The sequence below is a fragment of the Shinella sp. GW821-FHT11G07 genome (genome assembly GCF_058808115.1).
In genome coordinates this window covers 19,903-33,459 of the sequence record NZ_JBXARJ010000003.1, presented here as the reverse complement: position 1 = coordinate 33,459, position 13,557 = coordinate 19,903, and the positions used below count along the sequence as shown (strand labels likewise).

Annotated in this window: 17 protein-coding genes and 1 pseudogene; 17 read left to right on the top strand and 1 reads right to left on the bottom strand. The window is 66.6% G+C overall.

Features of this window, described 5'->3' with window-relative positions; translation table 11 throughout:
• Positions 1-14: 14 nt before the first annotated feature.
• Positions 15-1,265 (top strand): phage major capsid protein, encoded by a 1,251-nt coding sequence (locus AC1RT2_RS06485; protein ID WP_493100465.1) that lies wholly within the window; start codon positions 15-17, stop codon positions 1,263-1,265.
• A 29-nt stretch (positions 1,266-1,294) separates the two neighbouring features.
• Here AC1RT2_RS06485 and AC1RT2_RS06480 read toward each other — a convergent pair.
• Positions 1,295-1,414: pseudogene (locus AC1RT2_RS06480) on the bottom strand (endonuclease domain-containing protein); the annotation flags it as partial.
• Positions 1,415-1,526: 112 nt separating this feature from the next.
• On the opposite strand from AC1RT2_RS06480, the gene AC1RT2_RS06475 reads away from it, so the two are divergent.
• The 16 genes from AC1RT2_RS06475 (at position 1,527) to AC1RT2_RS06400 (ending at position 13,515) form a co-directional block, all read left to right on the top strand.
• Positions 1,527-2,096, top strand: coding sequence for a head-tail connector protein (locus tag AC1RT2_RS06475; protein ID WP_493100463.1), 570 nt, complete (start codon positions 1,527-1,529; stop codon positions 2,094-2,096).
• Complete coding sequence (locus AC1RT2_RS06470) at positions 2,096-2,428, top strand: phage head closure protein (protein WP_493100461.1); 333 nt, start codon at positions 2,096-2,098, stop codon at positions 2,426-2,428. Before AC1RT2_RS06475 ends, AC1RT2_RS06470 begins: the two co-directional genes overlap by 1 nt.
• Entirely contained in the window at positions 2,425-2,832 is a 408-nt protein-coding gene (locus tag AC1RT2_RS06465; protein WP_493100459.1) for a DUF3168 domain-containing protein, read from the top strand. Before AC1RT2_RS06470 ends, AC1RT2_RS06465 begins: the two co-directional genes overlap by 4 nt.
• Before the next feature lie 27 nt (positions 2,833-2,859).
• Positions 2,860-3,267 carry a phage major tail protein, TP901-1 family gene (locus AC1RT2_RS06460; protein WP_493100457.1) on the top strand — a complete coding sequence of 136 codons (408 nt, stop codon included), beginning with the start codon at positions 2,860-2,862 and terminating at the stop codon, positions 3,265-3,267.
• Positions 3,267-3,629 (top strand): gene transfer agent family protein, encoded by a 363-nt coding sequence (locus AC1RT2_RS06455; RefSeq protein WP_493100455.1) that lies wholly within the window; start codon positions 3,267-3,269, stop codon positions 3,627-3,629. The genes AC1RT2_RS06460 and AC1RT2_RS06455 overlap by 1 nt, the downstream gene beginning before the upstream one ends.
• Positions 3,626-3,844: a rcc01693 family protein gene (locus AC1RT2_RS06450; RefSeq protein WP_493100453.1), complete on the top strand. Its 219-nt coding sequence runs from the start codon at positions 3,626-3,628 to the stop codon at positions 3,842-3,844. The genes AC1RT2_RS06455 and AC1RT2_RS06450 overlap by 4 nt, the downstream gene beginning before the upstream one ends.
• A 3-nt stretch (positions 3,845-3,847) precedes the next feature.
• Complete coding sequence (locus tag AC1RT2_RS06445; RefSeq protein ID WP_493100451.1) at positions 3,848-4,483, top strand: phage tail tape measure protein; 636 nt, start codon at positions 3,848-3,850, stop codon at positions 4,481-4,483.
• Positions 4,484-4,492: 9 nt separating this feature from the next.
• Positions 4,493-5,131: a phage distal tail protein, Rcc01695 family gene (locus AC1RT2_RS06440; RefSeq protein WP_493100449.1), complete on the top strand. Its 639-nt coding sequence runs from the start codon at positions 4,493-4,495 to the stop codon at positions 5,129-5,131.
• Entirely contained in the window at positions 5,128-6,018 is an 891-nt protein-coding gene (locus AC1RT2_RS06435) for a phage/gene transfer agent baseplate hub protein (protein WP_493100447.1), read from the top strand. Before AC1RT2_RS06440 ends, AC1RT2_RS06435 begins: the two co-directional genes overlap by 4 nt.
• Positions 6,011-6,451, top strand: a complete 441-nt coding sequence (locus AC1RT2_RS06430; RefSeq protein ID WP_493100445.1) for an NlpC/P60 family protein — start codon at positions 6,011-6,013, stop codon at positions 6,449-6,451. Before AC1RT2_RS06435 ends, AC1RT2_RS06430 begins: the two co-directional genes overlap by 8 nt.
• Before the next feature lie 3 nt (positions 6,452-6,454).
• Positions 6,455-10,291 carry a baseplate multidomain protein megatron gene (locus AC1RT2_RS06425; RefSeq protein ID WP_493100443.1) on the top strand — a complete coding sequence of 1,279 codons (3,837 nt, stop codon included), beginning with the start codon at positions 6,455-6,457 and terminating at the stop codon, positions 10,289-10,291.
• 15 nt (positions 10,292-10,306) lie between these two features.
• Positions 10,307-10,516, top strand: a complete 210-nt coding sequence (locus tag AC1RT2_RS06420) for a hypothetical protein (protein WP_493100441.1) — start codon at positions 10,307-10,309, stop codon at positions 10,514-10,516.
• Between the two features lie 81 nt (positions 10,517-10,597).
• Positions 10,598-10,849 (top strand): hypothetical protein, encoded by a 252-nt coding sequence (locus AC1RT2_RS06415; RefSeq protein WP_069061458.1) that lies wholly within the window; start codon positions 10,598-10,600, stop codon positions 10,847-10,849.
• 48 nt (positions 10,850-10,897) lie between these two features.
• Positions 10,898-11,569, top strand: coding sequence for a response regulator transcription factor (locus AC1RT2_RS06410; protein ID WP_069059394.1), 672 nt, complete (start codon positions 10,898-10,900; stop codon positions 11,567-11,569).
• Positions 11,559-12,977 carry an ATP-binding protein gene (locus AC1RT2_RS06405; protein ID WP_069059393.1) on the top strand — a complete coding sequence of 473 codons (1,419 nt, stop codon included), beginning with the start codon at positions 11,559-11,561 and terminating at the stop codon, positions 12,975-12,977. The genes AC1RT2_RS06410 and AC1RT2_RS06405 overlap by 11 nt, the downstream gene beginning before the upstream one ends.
• Positions 12,978-13,086: 109 nt before the next feature.
• Entirely contained in the window at positions 13,087-13,515 is a 429-nt protein-coding gene (locus AC1RT2_RS06400) for an RT0821/Lpp0805 family surface protein (protein ID WP_069059392.1), read from the top strand.
• Positions 13,516-13,557: the final 42 nt, after the last annotated feature.

The window sequence follows — 13,557 nt, the reverse complement described above, 5'->3', positions numbered from 1 at the left end:
CCGAAGAGGAAGACATGACGGAGATCCAGAAGACCGCGCCGGAAATCAAGGCCGTGCCGGAAACCATGACCGCTGCCTTCGACGACTTCATGGAGGCCTTCGAGGCGTTCAAGGAGACGAACGACCGCCGGCTCGGCGAAATCGAGCAGAAGATGACCGCCGACGTGGTGACACGCGACAAGGTGGACCGCATCAACCGCGCGATGGACGAGCAGAAGCGCGTGCTCGACCAGCTGGCGCTGAAGAGGGCGCGCCCGGCGCTCGGCGGCAGCGGCGAGGGCAATCTCGAGGTGGCCGAGCACAAGGCGGCCTTCTCCGCCTATATGCGCCGAGGCGACGACGCAGCACTCCGGGCGCTGGAGAGCAAGGCCATGTCGGCCGGCTCGGCGGCTGACGGCGGCTACCTCGTGCCGCCGGAAACGGATACCGACATCGGCCGCCGGCTGTCCGCCGCCTCGCCGATCCGTGCGCTTGCGACCGTGCGCCAGGTGTCCGGCACGGTGCTGAAGAAACCGTTCGCGACGACCGGCATGGCGGCGGGCTGGGTGGCGGAAACCGCGGCGCGGCCGCAGACCGGCAATGCGCAGCTTGCCGAACTCTCCTTCCCGACCATGGAACTCTACGCCATGCCGGCGGCCACCCCGGCACTGCTCGACGATGCGGCGGTGGATGTCGAAAGCTGGATCGCCTCCGAGATCGACATCGTCTTCGGCGAGCAGGAGGGCACGGCCTTCGTTTCCGGTGACGGCACCAACAAGCCGAAGGGGTTCCTCAGCTACACGAATGTTGCCGAGGCAAGCTGGAGCTGGGGCAATATCGGCTACATCGCGACGGGCGCCGCTGGCGCCTTCAAGGCGAGCAATCCATCCGACACGCTGTTCGACACGATCTATGCGCTGAAGGCCGGGCATAGGCAGAACGGCACCTTCGTGATGAACCGCAAGACGCAGGGCGCGATCCGCAAGTTCAAGGATGCGGACGGCAACTACCTGTGGCGCCCGCCGGCTTCAGTCGGCCAGTCGGCCTCGCTGCTCGGCTTTGCCATCGCGGAAGCCGAGGACATGCCGGACGTGGCAGCGGACAGTTTTTCGATCGCCTTCGGCGACTTCCGCTCCGGCTATCTCGTCGTTGACCGCACGGGCGTGCGCGTGCTGCGCGACCCGTATTCCGCCAAGCCCTACGTGTTGTTCTACACGACCAAGCGTGTCGGCGGCGGGGTGCAGAACTTCGAGGCGATCAAGCTGGTGAAGTTCGCGGCGAGCTGAGGCAACGGCTTTTCCCGCGGCGGACGTTTCCCCCTCATCCGCCTGCCGGCACCTTCTCCCCGAGGGGAGAAGGGGAAGATCGGCGGCCTCTCGTTTCCCTTCTCCCCGCCGGGGAGAAGGTGGCCCGAAGGGTCGGATGAGGGGGCACCTCTTCCATTGAGTTTCCCCTCGCACCGGCGGTCGTTCCCTGTCGCTGGTGCCGCGGGCGCGGTTTTCCTCCCGGCCGCGCCCGCATCCCTTTCTCCATCGGACAGGATGATCATGACCATCGCCGAACTGTTGCCGCCGCTGGCGGAGCCGATCACGCTTGCCGAGGCGAAGGCCCATTTGCGCCTTGAGACGAGTGACGAGGATGCGCTGCTGGCGGCGCTGATCCGCGCGGCGCGTGAACACCTGGAAGGACAGACAGGGCTTTGCCTGATCGTGCGGCCGCTGCGGCTCTATCTCGACGACTGGCCCGAGAACAAGGTGATTCAGATTGCCAGGGGGCCGGTGCAAACCATTGAAACGGTGACGGTTTACGATGCACTCGGCGATCCGGTCGAGGCGGATGTGGCCGGATACCTGCTGGACGGCGCGGCGCGGCCGGCGCGGCTGGTGCTGCCGGAGCGGCCGGCGACGATGCGGGCGCTCAACGGGATCGAGATCGACTTCACGGCCGGCTTCGGCGAGAGCGGTGCGGATGTGCCGGACACGTTGAAACGCGCGTTGCTGCTGCATGTCGCGGCGATGTTCGAACTGCGGGGTGTGCTTGCCCTTGACGATCAGCCGGGCGCGGTGCCGCCGGGCTACGACCGGCTGATCGCCCCCCATTGCATGCGGAGGCTCTGATGGCGCGGATCATCGATCCCGGCCGGCTTTCGGCGCGGCTCGTGCTGGAGCGGCCGGCAGAAACGCCGGACGGGCAGGGCGGCGTGACGCGGAGCTTTTCCCCGCTGGCGACGCTGTGGGCGCGCATCGAGCCCTTCGCCGCAAAGGCGGACGAGGCGGCGGGCGCCTTGCCGGTGACGGTGACGCACCACATCTGGCTGCGCTGGCGAGATGATCTGGCCGGCGGCATGCGGCTGCGCAAGGGCGCACGCCTTTTTATGATCCGTGCCTTTCGCGATCCGGACGAGACGGGGCGTTACGCGCTCTGCGACTGTGAGGAGATTAAATCATGAGCGCGGCTTCCGCCCTGCAGAAGGCGATCTTTGCCCGGCTTTCGGGGGACGCGGCGTTAACGGCGCTTGTCGGCGCCAGCAGCGTCACCGACCGCCGGCTCACCGAACCGGCTGCGCCGCTGGTGGTGATCGCGGGCATCGACAGCCTGGACCATTCGACGGCGAGCGAGCCGGGCGAGGAGCACACCGTGACGCTGGAGGCTTGGTCCGATGCGGCGGGGCACAGGCAGGTGCAGGCGATCGCCGCGGCGGTGCGGGCGGCGTTGCACGATGTGGCGCTCACGCTGACCGGCCATCATCTCGTGCTGCTGTTTCACAGCGATACCCAGCTTCGGCGCGACGGGAAATCCCGCTTCCACCGGGCGGAAATGCGGTTCCGGGCGGTGACGGAGCCGGACAGCTAACCTCAATCTCATGGAAGGGATTTCGCCATGGTGGCACAGAAGGGGCGTGACCTGCTGCTCAAGGTCGACAACGGAGCGAGCTTTACGACGGTTGCGGGGCTGCGGTCGAAGCGGCTGTCGTTCAATGCCCAGCTCGTCGACGTGACGGACGGGGATTCGGCGGGGCGCTGGCGGGAACTGCTCGGTGGCGCCGGCGTGCAGCGTGCGGCGGTGAGCGGCACCGGGATTTTCAAGGACCAGACCTCCGATACGCTGGTGCGTTTGCTGTTCTTCGCCGGCACGATCGTCGACTGGCAACTCGTCATTCCGAATTTCGGCACGGTCTCCGGGCCGTTCCAGATCGCGGCGCTCGAATATTCCGGTGCCCATGACGGCGAGATCGTGTTCGAGATCGCGCTGGAATCTGCCGGGCAGCTCGCCTTCGAGGCTCTGTGATGGGTGCGCGGGCGAACCGGCATCGTGGCGAGATAGAAGGCGTGCTCGACGGCGAGCGGCGGGTGCTGTGCCTGACGCTCGGCGCGCTTGCCGAACTGGAGACAGCCTTTGCCGTCGACAGCCTGGCGGGGCTCGCCGAGCGATTTTCCGTCGGCCGGTTGAAGGCCGACGACCTGATCCGCATCATCGGTGCAGGGCTGCGCGGCGGCGGCAACCTGCTGACCGACGAGGAGGTCGCAGGCATGGCGGTGGCCGATGGGCTGGCGGGATTTGCGCGGATCGCAGCCGCACTGCTTGAGGCAACCTTCGGTGCGGGCAGCGAGGCGGATACGCAAAACCCTCCGCCGCCGCATCCGGTGTGAGCGGCGAAGCGCCGGCCTTCCCCTGGGAAGCGGCGCTTCATGCCGGCCTCTGCCGCATGCGGCTTCCTGCAAAGGATTTCTGGGCGCTGACGCCGCGCGAACTCGGCTTCTCGCTGGGGATGATCCGGCCGTCTCCGGCGGTGCCGGCGCGCAAAACCTTCGACGCGCTGATGCGCGCCTTTCCCGATGACACTTTTTCCGATGACAAGGAGTGAACCATGGCGGATGCGGGTGACAAACCTCTCTCCGGCACGCTGCAGGATGCCGAACAGCTTTCGACGATCCTCGACGACCTGGACCTACGCTCGCGCTCCTTTGGTGCTGCGCTGACGAGCGCGCTCAAGGGCGCGGTCGTGGACGGCAAGGGGCTGGACGGCGTGTTGCGCGGTCTTGCGCTGCGCATGAGCGATATTGCGCTTTCGGTGGGGTTGAAGCCGCTTCAGGGGCTTTTGACCTCCGGCATTTCCGGGTTGCTTGGCGGCGCCACGTCCATGTTCTCCGGTGGTGCGGCGGGCGCCACTGCGGGAGGCGGTCTGTCTGCTGCCACGGGTGGTCTTTCACTGTTTGCCGGAAGCGGCGTGACGCCCTTCGCCAAGGGCGGGGTGGTCGCAGCGCCGACCTATTTCGGCAGCGGCGGTGGCGTCGGGCTGATGGGCGAGGCGGGAGCGGAGGCGATCCTGCCGTTGCAGCGCGGACCGGACGGCGCGCTCGGCGTGGCTGCGGCGGATGGCGGCAGCGGGCCGCGCATCGTCTTCAACGTGACGGCGCAGGACGCGGCAAGCTTCCGCAAGTCGGAAGGTCAGATCGCCGCCATGCTGACCCGTGCCGTCGGGCGCGGGCAGCGCAGCTTGTGAGGACCGGACATGACGGCAGGATTTCACGAGGTGCGGTTTCCGCTGCGCGTGGCGCTCGGCACGAGCGGCGGGCCGGTGCGGCGGACGGATATCGTCAGCCTTTCCAACGGGCGGGAAAACCGCAACCGGCGCTGGCAGGATGCGCGACGCCGTTATGACGCCGGCTCAGGCGTACGCTCGGTCGAGGACCTGTATGCCGTGCTTGCCTTTTTCGAGACACGGGCGGGGCAGTTTTACGGGTTTCGCTTTCGCGATCCGGTGGATCACAAGTCCTGTGCGCCGGGTGCTGCCGTTGGTGCCGGCGACCAGGCCATCGGTACGGGAAACGGCGTGACGGCGACGTTCCAGCTGGTGAAGCGCTATGCGGATGCCGGTGGTGAGACCGTGCGGGTGATCGAGAAGCCGGTGGCGGGGACGGTGGTCGTTTCCGCCGCCGGGAGTGTGGTGCCGGCAGCGGATTTCACCGTGGATCCCGTGCTTGGAACCGTGACCTTCACGCCCGGCAAGATACCCACCTCGGGCACCATCCGCGCCGGGTTCGAGTTCGATGTGCCGGTGCGTTTCGACACCGACCGGATCGATATCGACCTGGCGCAGTTCAATGCCGGGCGCATCCCGTCCATTCCGCTGGTGGAGATCAAGCCATGAGGACCATACCGGCCGGTTTGCAGGCCCATCTCGACGGCGGAGTGACGACGCTCTGCCACGCCTGGAAAGTGACGCGGCGGGATGGCGCAGTGATGGGCTTTACCGACCACGACCGTACGCTCTCCTTCGGCGGCGTGAACTATCTGGCGGCGAGCGGCTTCGAGGGAAGCGAGGTGGAGGATACGGGCGGGCTTTCCGCCGAGGGCGGCGATGTGTCCGGCGGTTTTTCCGCCGAGGCGATCCGCATGGAGGATCTCTCCGCCGGGCGCTACGACGGGGCGAAGGTCGAGGTCTATACCGTCAACTGGCAGGATCCGTCGCAGCGGCTGCTGTTGCGCACGGCGGAGCTTGGCGAAGTGCGGCGCGAAGGCGGACTTTTCCGCGCGGAACTGCGGCGGTTGACGCATGCGCTGGACCAGGTGCGCGGGCGGATTTACGGCCATCGCTGTGATGCTGTGCTGGGCGACACCCGATGCGGCGTGAACATCGCCTCGCCGGATTTTCGTGGGACGGCGACGGTGAGCGCGGTGCTGGACGACATGCACATTCGCGTCAGCGGCCTTACGAGTTTCACTGAGCGGTTTTTTCGCTATGGCGTACTGCTCTTCATGAGCGGCGCGGCGAATGGGCTGACGGTGGATATCGAGGACCAGCGCAAGGCGGGCGGGGCGGACGAGCTGACCTTCTGGTTGCCGGTGCCGGCCGGTGTCGTCATCGGCGATACGATGCTGGTGACGGCGGGGTGCGACAAGCGTTTTTCGACCTGCCGCGCGAAATTCGCCAACGGGCTGAGTTTCCGTGGCTTTCCGCATATGCCGGGCAGCGACTTCACCTATGGCTATGCCGATGGCGAGACCGCGCATGATGGGAGGCCGCTCTATGAGTGAGGTCTTTGCCGATCGCGTCGTCGCCGTTGCGCGCGGGTTCGTGGGCACGCCCTATCGCCATCAGGGGGCGCTGAAGAGCGTCGGCTGCGATTGTCTGGGGCTGGTCCGCGGCGTGTGGCGGGAGCTTTATGGCGTCGAGCCCGAAGTGCCCGCGCCCTATGCGATGGACTGGGCAGAGCGGGCGGGCGAGGAGCGGCTGCTCGATGCCGCGGCGCGCCATTGCGGGGCGATGCTGCCACTGTCCCAGCTGCGGCCGGGCGATCTTCTCGTCTTCCGCTGGCGGGCGGGGGTGGCGGCGAAACATGCCGGCATTGCCGCGCCCGAGGAACGCTTCATCCATGCCTATGAGCAGGCGGCGGTCATCGAATCGCCGCTCGTGCCCTCCTGGCGCCGGCGCATCGCCGGCGTCTTCCGTTTTCCGGAGCCTTTCTGACCCATGGCGACCCTTCTTTTCCAGGCGGCCGGTGCCGCGCTCGGCAGCGTTTTCGGCCCGTTCGGCGCCATTCTCGGGCGGGCGGCAGGTGCGCTGGCCGGCTCGATGGTCGACCGCGCGCTCATCAATGGCGGCACCACGATGTCCGGCGCACGGCTGAACGACGGGCGCGTGCCGGGCGCGGAGGAGGGCACGGCGGTGAGCCGCGTTTACGGTACGGCCCGCGTCGGCGGCACGCTGATCTGGGCGACGCGCTTCGAGGAGGAGGTGATCATCGAGCGGGCCGGCGGCAAGGCGAGCGGGCCGCGTGTTGAGACCTTCCGGTATTTCGCGAACTTCGCGGTGGGCATTTGTGAGGGGCCGATCGCGGGCATCCGCCGGGTCTGGGCGGATGGGCGCGAGCTTGACCTGACGTCGATCGAGATGCGTCTGCATCGCGGGACCGCGACGCAGCTGCCCGATCCGTTGATCGAGGCGAAGCAGGGGGCGGGCAATGTGCCGGCCTATCGCGGGCTTGCCTATGCGGTCTTCGAACGGTTGCCGCTCGATACGTTCGGCAATCGCGTGCCTGTCATGCAGTTCGAGGTGTTGAAGCCGGTCGGCTCGCTGGAGGGCAAGGTGCGTGCGGTCACGCTCATTCCCGGGTCGAGCGAGCACGGCTACGACCCGCAGCTGGTCACGGAAAAGCTCGGGGCCGGCAAGGGGCGCAACATCAACCGCAACACGCTGACGGCGGCGACCGACTGGGAAGCCTCGATCGACGAATTGCAGGCGCTGTGCCCGAACCTGGAGCGGGTGGGGCTTGTCGTCTCGTGGTTCGGGACGGACCTTCGCGCCGGTCATTGCAGGATCGTGCCGGGCGTCGAGATTGCCGCGCGCGCGGCCGAGAGCCGGCCGTGGCGCGTTTCAGGCCTGACGCGCGCCAGCGCCACGCTGGTGAGCCGGAGCGGCGGCGGGCCGGCCTATGGCGGCACGCCGTCCGATGCGAGCGTCGTCGCGGCGATCAAGGACCTGAAGGCGCGCGGCCTCAAGGTCTATCTCTATCCCTTCCTGATGATGGACGTGCCGGCGGACAATGCGTTGCCCGATCCCTATGGCGGTCCCCGGCAGGCACCCTATCCCTGGCGCGGGCGCATCACCTGCCATCCGCCGTCCGCAAACGGCACCAGTCCCGCGCGTGCGCAGGTCGACGCCTTTGTCGGGAGTGCGGATGCGGGGGATTTTTCCGTTTCCGGCGAGACTGTCAATGGGCCTGCGGGGGACGAAGGGTTTCGCCGGCTGATCCTGCACTATGCGTTGCTGGCGCAGGCGGCCGGTGGTGTCGATGGCTTCATCGTGGGATCGGAGCTGCGTGGGCTGACCTGGCTGCGCGACGGGGCGGGACAATTTCCCTTCGTCGAGGCGCTGACGGCATTGGCGGCGGATGTCCGGGCGATCCTTGGACCAGCCGCGAAGCTCACCTACGCGGCGGACTGGACGGAGTATTTCGGCTATCAGCCGGCAGGCAGTGGCGAGGTGCGGTTTCATCTCGACCCGCTCTGGGCCTCGCCAGCGATCGACGCGATCGGCATCGACAATTACATGCCGCTTTCCGACTGGCAGGACGGTGATACGCTCTCGGGCAATCCGGATGGATTTCGGCATTCGGAAGACGCTGCGGCGATGCGGGGCATGATCGCGCGGGGCGAGGGTTTTGACTGGTACTATGCCGATACGGCGGCGCGCCGTGCGCGTGTTCGCACGCCGATCACCGACGGCATGGCGGGAAAGCCCTGGGTCTTCCGCTACAAGGACCTGGAAAACTGGTGGGGCAGCCATCATTACGAGCGCAGCGTCGGCGGTGCGGAACTGCCCGCGCACACGGCGTGGGTGCCACGTTCCAAGCCGATCTGGTTTACCGAACTTGGCTGCCCGGCCATCGACAAGGGTCCGAACCAGCCGAACGTCTTCGTCGATTCCAAAAGCTCGGAGAATGCGCTGCCCTACCATTCGGGCGGTGCGCGCAATGACGCGGTGCAGCGGCGTTTTCTCGATGCGCATCACGGCTGGTGGCAGGGAAGCGAGCCGGAAGAGGGCATGGTCGATGCCGACCATATCTTCCTCTGGACCTGGGATGCGCGGCCCTTTCCGGCCTTTCCGGAGGACGCGGCGCTCTGGTCGGACGGGCTCAACTGGCAGCGCGGGCATTGGCTCAATGCGCGGCTTGGGGCCGGTACGACCGCGGATGTCATCGCCGCTATCCTGAAGGATCACGGGTTTTCGGACTTCGACGTCTCGGGCGTCGCGGGCGATCTGCCGGGTTTTGTGCAGGCGGAGCAGACCTCGGCGCGTACCCTGATCGAGCCGCTGATGGAAGCCTTCCAGATCGATGCGCTGGAAGCGGACGGCAGGCTCGTCTTCCGTTCACGCCAGAAATCGGCCTTGCCTCCGGTCACAATCGACGTGTTTGCCGAGCGTCCGGACGAGGCCCTGTTCGAGGAGAGCCGCGGGCACGCGAGCGACTTTGCCGGCGAGGCGATCCTCGACCATTTCGATGATGCGGGTGGCTATGTGCGCGTGGCGGCCCGCTCGCGCCGCATGGGGGGCGGCAACGACCGCGTGCTGCGGCTGGCGCTTCCGGCGGTCCTGCATGCGGGCGCTGCTGCAACGAGCGTCGAAACGGCCCTGCGCGACCAGCGGGCGGGGCGGCAGCGGTTGACGTTCCGCCTGCCGCCGACGTTGCTTGGGATCACGCCGGGTGATGTCGTGCGGCTGGCCGGTGGTCCCGAGGGGCGGTTTCTGATCACCGGCATCACCGACGGCTTGGTGCGCGAGGTGGAGGCGCGAGCGATTGCTGCGGGGGAGAATCCCGCGCCGGTGCTGCCGGACGGCCGGCGCAATCTGGCGCGCGGTGCCGGTGCGGCGGATGCCTTTTCGCCGGAAATCGCGTTGCTCGACCTGCCGATCTATGGCGCCGGCGATGCGCTGGATTTTGCGCGCGTTGCCGCCTATGCGCGGCCCTGGCGGGCGATGGTCGTGTCGAATTCGTTGAAGAGCGAAGGCTTTCGTGCCCGCGCCCGGCTGGAGCGGCCGGCGCGCATCGGCTGGCTGGTCGAGCCGCTTGCCCCCGGCGTCATCGGACGGTTCGATCCGGGCAGGGCGATCGTGCTGGACATGATGTCCGGCGGGCTGGTCTCGGTATCGACGCTTGCCGTGCTGAACGGTACCAACCGTCTTGCCATCAAGGGCGGGAACGGGGCGTGGGAGATCGTCGGCTTTACCGGGGCGAGCGAGATCGCGCCGGAGCGCTGGCGGCTGACGGGCCTGCTGCGCGCGCTGAATGGCACGGACGACGCCATGCTGTCCGGTCATGTGGCCGGTGCGCAGGTGGTTTTGCTCGACGATGCCGTCCGGCCGCTCGGCCTCGATGTGGAGGAGATGGGTCGGCTTTTTAACTGGATCGTCGAGCCGGTCGGGGCGGGGCAGGGAAAAGAGGGGCCTTTTGCCTTTGCCGGTGGCGAGCGGGCATTGACGCCGTTTTCGCCGGTGCATCTTCGCGGGAAGCGCGGGACGGACGGTGCGGTGCGGTTTTCCTGGATTCGGCGCGGGCGAATCGATTCGGACAATTGGGCCGCTGCCGACATCCCGCTCGACGAGCCGTCGGAGGCCTATCGGCTGGACATTCTCTCCGGCGAGACGGTGCTGCGGAGCGTCGACACGACGACGGCTGCCTTCACATATCCTGCCGCATCGCAGCTTGCCGATTTCGGCGCGCCGCAGACGACACTCTCGATTCGCTTGCGCCAGCTTGGCCGGGCGGTGCCGCTCGGACTGCCGGCCCGCGCCACGATCACCCTTTGAACGAAAGGAAAATCGATGAACGACGACCTGAAGGCCTGGTACCAGTCGCGCACCGTGTGGGGCGCGTTGATCGCGATTCTCGCCTCGCTCGCCAACGCGGCCGGTGTCGAAGTAACGGCGGGCGACGAAGGAGAACTCGCCGATCTCATCGTCGCGGCGGCGGGCACGATCGGCGGCATGCTGGCGCTTTACGGGCGGATTTCGGCGCGCCGGCGGGTGGGATAAACATGGACGGCCATTCATTTGCCATTCAGCGTGGATCGTTTATTGCTTGCATCAGAATGATCCGCACCTGAAAGTATGTTCATGGCCTCGCCACTTCTCATAGCCGCACTTGCGGCCAGCCTGATCCTGCCGGGGCCCATCGAGACGGGCAGCGACAGGAATGTCGTGCAGGTTGCAGGCGATTGCAGCGACGCGGCGGCGCAGGTGGTGGCCGAAACCGGTGGCGAACTGCTTTCGGCACAGCCGAAGGGTGATACCTGCGTGGTAACGGTGCTGGTGCCCGGCAAGGGCAATGCCCGGCCGCGCAAGGTAACCGTGCGCGTGCCGATGTAGCACTTCCGGGGCTTTTGCGGCGGGAAGAAAGAAGTAGAAAGAGGGCGAATGCGCATCCTGGTGGTCGAGGACGACGTCAATCTGAGCCGGCAGCTCAGCGAGGCCTTGAAGGAATCAGGCTATGTGGTGGACCAGGCCTTCGATGGCGAGGAAGGCCACTATCTCGGCGATACCGAGCCCTATGACGCCATCATCCTGGATATAGGCCTGCCGGAAATGGACGGCATCACCGCGCTCGAAAAGTGGCGCGCCGACGGCAAGACGATGCCCGTCCTCATCCTCACCGCCCGCGACCGCTGGAGCGACAAGGTGGCGGGCATCGATGCCGGTGCCGACGACTATGTGGCAAAGCCTTTCCATGTCGAGGAAGTTCTTGCTCGCATCCGGGCGCTGATCCGTCGTGCGGCCGGCCATGCGAGCCCCGATATCGTTTGCGGGCCGGTGCGGCTCGACACGAAAGGATCGAAGGCGACCGTCAATGGCGAGACGCTGAAGCTCACATCGCATGAATACCGGCTGCTGTCCTATCTCATGCACCATATGGGCGAGGTGGTGTCGCGCACCGAGCTGGTCGAACACATGTACGATCAGGATTTCGATCGCGATTCCAACACGATCGAGGTTTTCGTCGGGCGTCTGCGCAAGAAGATCGGCGTCGACCTGATCGAGACCGTGCGTGGCCTCGGCTACCGGATGCAAGCCCCGGCCAATGGCAAATAGCGCCAGACGCTCCCGCTCGCTCACCTTCCGCGTTCTTCTCCTCGCCTCGCTGTGGGCGGCGGTCGCCCTTATCGTGATCGCTGTCGTCATTTCGACGCTTTACCGCCAGAGCGCGGAAAAGAGTTTTCGCGACCTTTTGCGCGCCCAGCTCTACAACGTCATCAATTCGGTTTCGACGGGCGAGGACACGCGGCTTTCCGGTACGCCGCAGCTCGGCGACCTCCGCTTCTTCCAGCCGCAATCGGGCTGGTACTGGATCGTCGAGCCGATCGGCGGGGCGCTGGCGAGCGAGACGCTGACCTCATCCTCGCTGGGCACGGGTAGCATTCCGATCGCCGATACGGACAGCATTCCTTTCGATACGCGCTATGAGCGCTTCTACACGACCATCGATTCCTTCGGCAACGAGGTGGAAGTCGGCGAGACGGAAGTGGTGCTCGACGACGAAGGTCGCACGGCGCGCTTTCGGGTCGTCGGCAATCGCGATGTGCTGGAAGCGGATATCGGCGATTTCTCCGGCAGCCTCTATCTCGCGCTCGCCGGCTTCGGTTTCGGCAGCCTGCTGCTCAACGCGGCGGCGATCCTGATCGGCCTGCGACCGCTCGACCGGGCGCGCAAGGCGTTGGAAAAGATCCGGGCCGGGGAGAGCGAGCAGCTCGATGGCGATTTTCCACGGGAAATCCTGCCCTTGGCGAGCGAAGTGAATGCGCTGATCGACAGCAACCGGCGCATCGTCGAGCGGGCCCGCATGCAGGTCGGCAATCTCGCGCATTCGCTGAAGACGCCGATTGCCGTGCTGCTCAACGAAGCGCGGCTGCTGGCAGCGCCCCAGGGCGATCTCGTGCGCTCGCAGGCGGAGGCCATGCAGAGCCAGGTGCAATCCTATCTCAACCGCGCCCGCATCGCCGCGCAGCGCGAATCGGTGCTCGCCCGCACCGAGGCGCAGCCCGTTCTGGAGCGGCTGGTACGTGTGATGCGTCGCCTCAATGTCGATACGCAGTTCCCGCTGAAAGTCGATCCACCTGGCCTGGTTCTCGCGATGGAGCAGCAGGACGTCGAGGAGACGGTCGGCAACCTCCTGGAAAATGCCGCACGATACGCCCGCACCGAGGTCGTCATTCGCGCCTTCGTCGCACCGGACGATGTTCGCGGCAGTGACGATGCGCGCAAAAGCTGGATCGTTATCGAGGTGGAGGACGACGGGCCGGGCCTCGAACCGGACCAGATCCGCGAGGCGATGAAACGCGGCAAGCGGCTCGACGAGAGCAAGCCGGGCACTGGGCTGGGCTTGTCCATCGTCAGCGAGATCACGTCGGAATACCAGGGAACCTTTGGGCTTGCCCGGGGTTCGGGCGGCGGCTTGCTGGCGCGGCTGGTTTTGCCGGCCGTCACAAAGGATGTTGCCTGAGGCGTCGGACAATGCAACAAGGGAGGGGCTCGCGAATATGAGGATCGCGGGATGGACGATTTGCCGGGCGGCTCGCCGCCCCATGCGTGAAGAGAGACGGTTCCACCGGATGAAGACGGGTTTGCGCGGCGCCTTTTTCCCCCTCCTTCTGGCAACAGCGACGGTATCGGGATGCACGACCACGTCAGGCGGCAAGGGTCCGACTGGCGGCGGTGCGATTTCGGCTGGCGCGGGTGTCTACATCACCGCGCTGCAAGGCGGGCTCGTCAGCCGTAACACGGCGACCCAACTCTCGAAAGCAGACATGCAGCGGGCCCTGGAGGCCGAATATCGTGCGCTGGAGGCTGCTCCCGGCGGCCAGCCGGTCGTCTGGCAGGGCAGCGGCGTCAGCGGCTCGGTGGTGGCGGCTGCGCCCTACCAAGTCGGTTCGCAGAACTGCAGGCAGTATAGCCATACACTCACCATCGAAGGCCGCGGGACGGCGACCCGCGGTGCTGCCTGCCGCAATGCAGACGGGGCCTGGGCACCGCTTTCCTAGAGCATTTCCAGCCGAAGCGGCATCGTTTCGCTCTGGAATCAG

Bases quoted from the DNA above. Each gene is read 5' to 3' on its own strand.
- AC1RT2_RS06400 (WP_069059392.1), top strand. From the start codon at position 13,087: ATGAAGACGGGTTTGCGCGGCGCCTTTTTCCCCCTCCTTCTGGCAACA.
- AC1RT2_RS06425 (WP_493100443.1), top strand. From the start codon at position 6,455: ATGGCGACCCTTCTTTTCCAGGCGGCCGGTGCCGCGCTCGGCAGCGTT.
- AC1RT2_RS06430 (WP_493100445.1), top strand. From the start codon at position 6,011: ATGAGTGAGGTCTTTGCCGATCGCGTCGTCGCCGTTGCGCGCGGGTTC.
- AC1RT2_RS06435 (WP_493100447.1), top strand. From the start codon at position 5,128: ATGAGGACCATACCGGCCGGTTTGCAGGCCCATCTCGACGGCGGAGTG.
- AC1RT2_RS06465 (WP_493100459.1), top strand. From the start codon at position 2,425: ATGAGCGCGGCTTCCGCCCTGCAGAAGGCGATCTTTGCCCGGCTTTCG.
- AC1RT2_RS06445 (WP_493100451.1), top strand. From the start codon at position 3,848: ATGGCGGATGCGGGTGACAAACCTCTCTCCGGCACGCTGCAGGATGCC.
- AC1RT2_RS06470 (WP_493100461.1), top strand. From the start codon at position 2,096: ATGGCGCGGATCATCGATCCCGGCCGGCTTTCGGCGCGGCTCGTGCTG.
- AC1RT2_RS06405 (WP_069059393.1), top strand. From the start codon at position 11,559: ATGGCAAATAGCGCCAGACGCTCCCGCTCGCTCACCTTCCGCGTTCTT.
- AC1RT2_RS06455 (WP_493100455.1), top strand. From the start codon at position 3,267: ATGGGTGCGCGGGCGAACCGGCATCGTGGCGAGATAGAAGGCGTGCTC.
- AC1RT2_RS06440 (WP_493100449.1), top strand. From the start codon at position 4,493: ATGACGGCAGGATTTCACGAGGTGCGGTTTCCGCTGCGCGTGGCGCTC.
- AC1RT2_RS06420 (WP_493100441.1), top strand. From the start codon at position 10,307: ATGAACGACGACCTGAAGGCCTGGTACCAGTCGCGCACCGTGTGGGGC.
- AC1RT2_RS06485 (WP_493100465.1), top strand. From the start codon at position 15: ATGACGGAGATCCAGAAGACCGCGCCGGAAATCAAGGCCGTGCCGGAA.
- AC1RT2_RS06475 (WP_493100463.1), top strand. From the start codon at position 1,527: ATGACCATCGCCGAACTGTTGCCGCCGCTGGCGGAGCCGATCACGCTT.
- AC1RT2_RS06410 (WP_069059394.1), top strand. From the start codon at position 10,898: ATGCGCATCCTGGTGGTCGAGGACGACGTCAATCTGAGCCGGCAGCTC.
- AC1RT2_RS06460 (WP_493100457.1), top strand. From the start codon at position 2,860: ATGGTGGCACAGAAGGGGCGTGACCTGCTGCTCAAGGTCGACAACGGA.
- AC1RT2_RS06415 (WP_069061458.1), top strand. From the start codon at position 10,598: ATGGCCTCGCCACTTCTCATAGCCGCACTTGCGGCCAGCCTGATCCTG.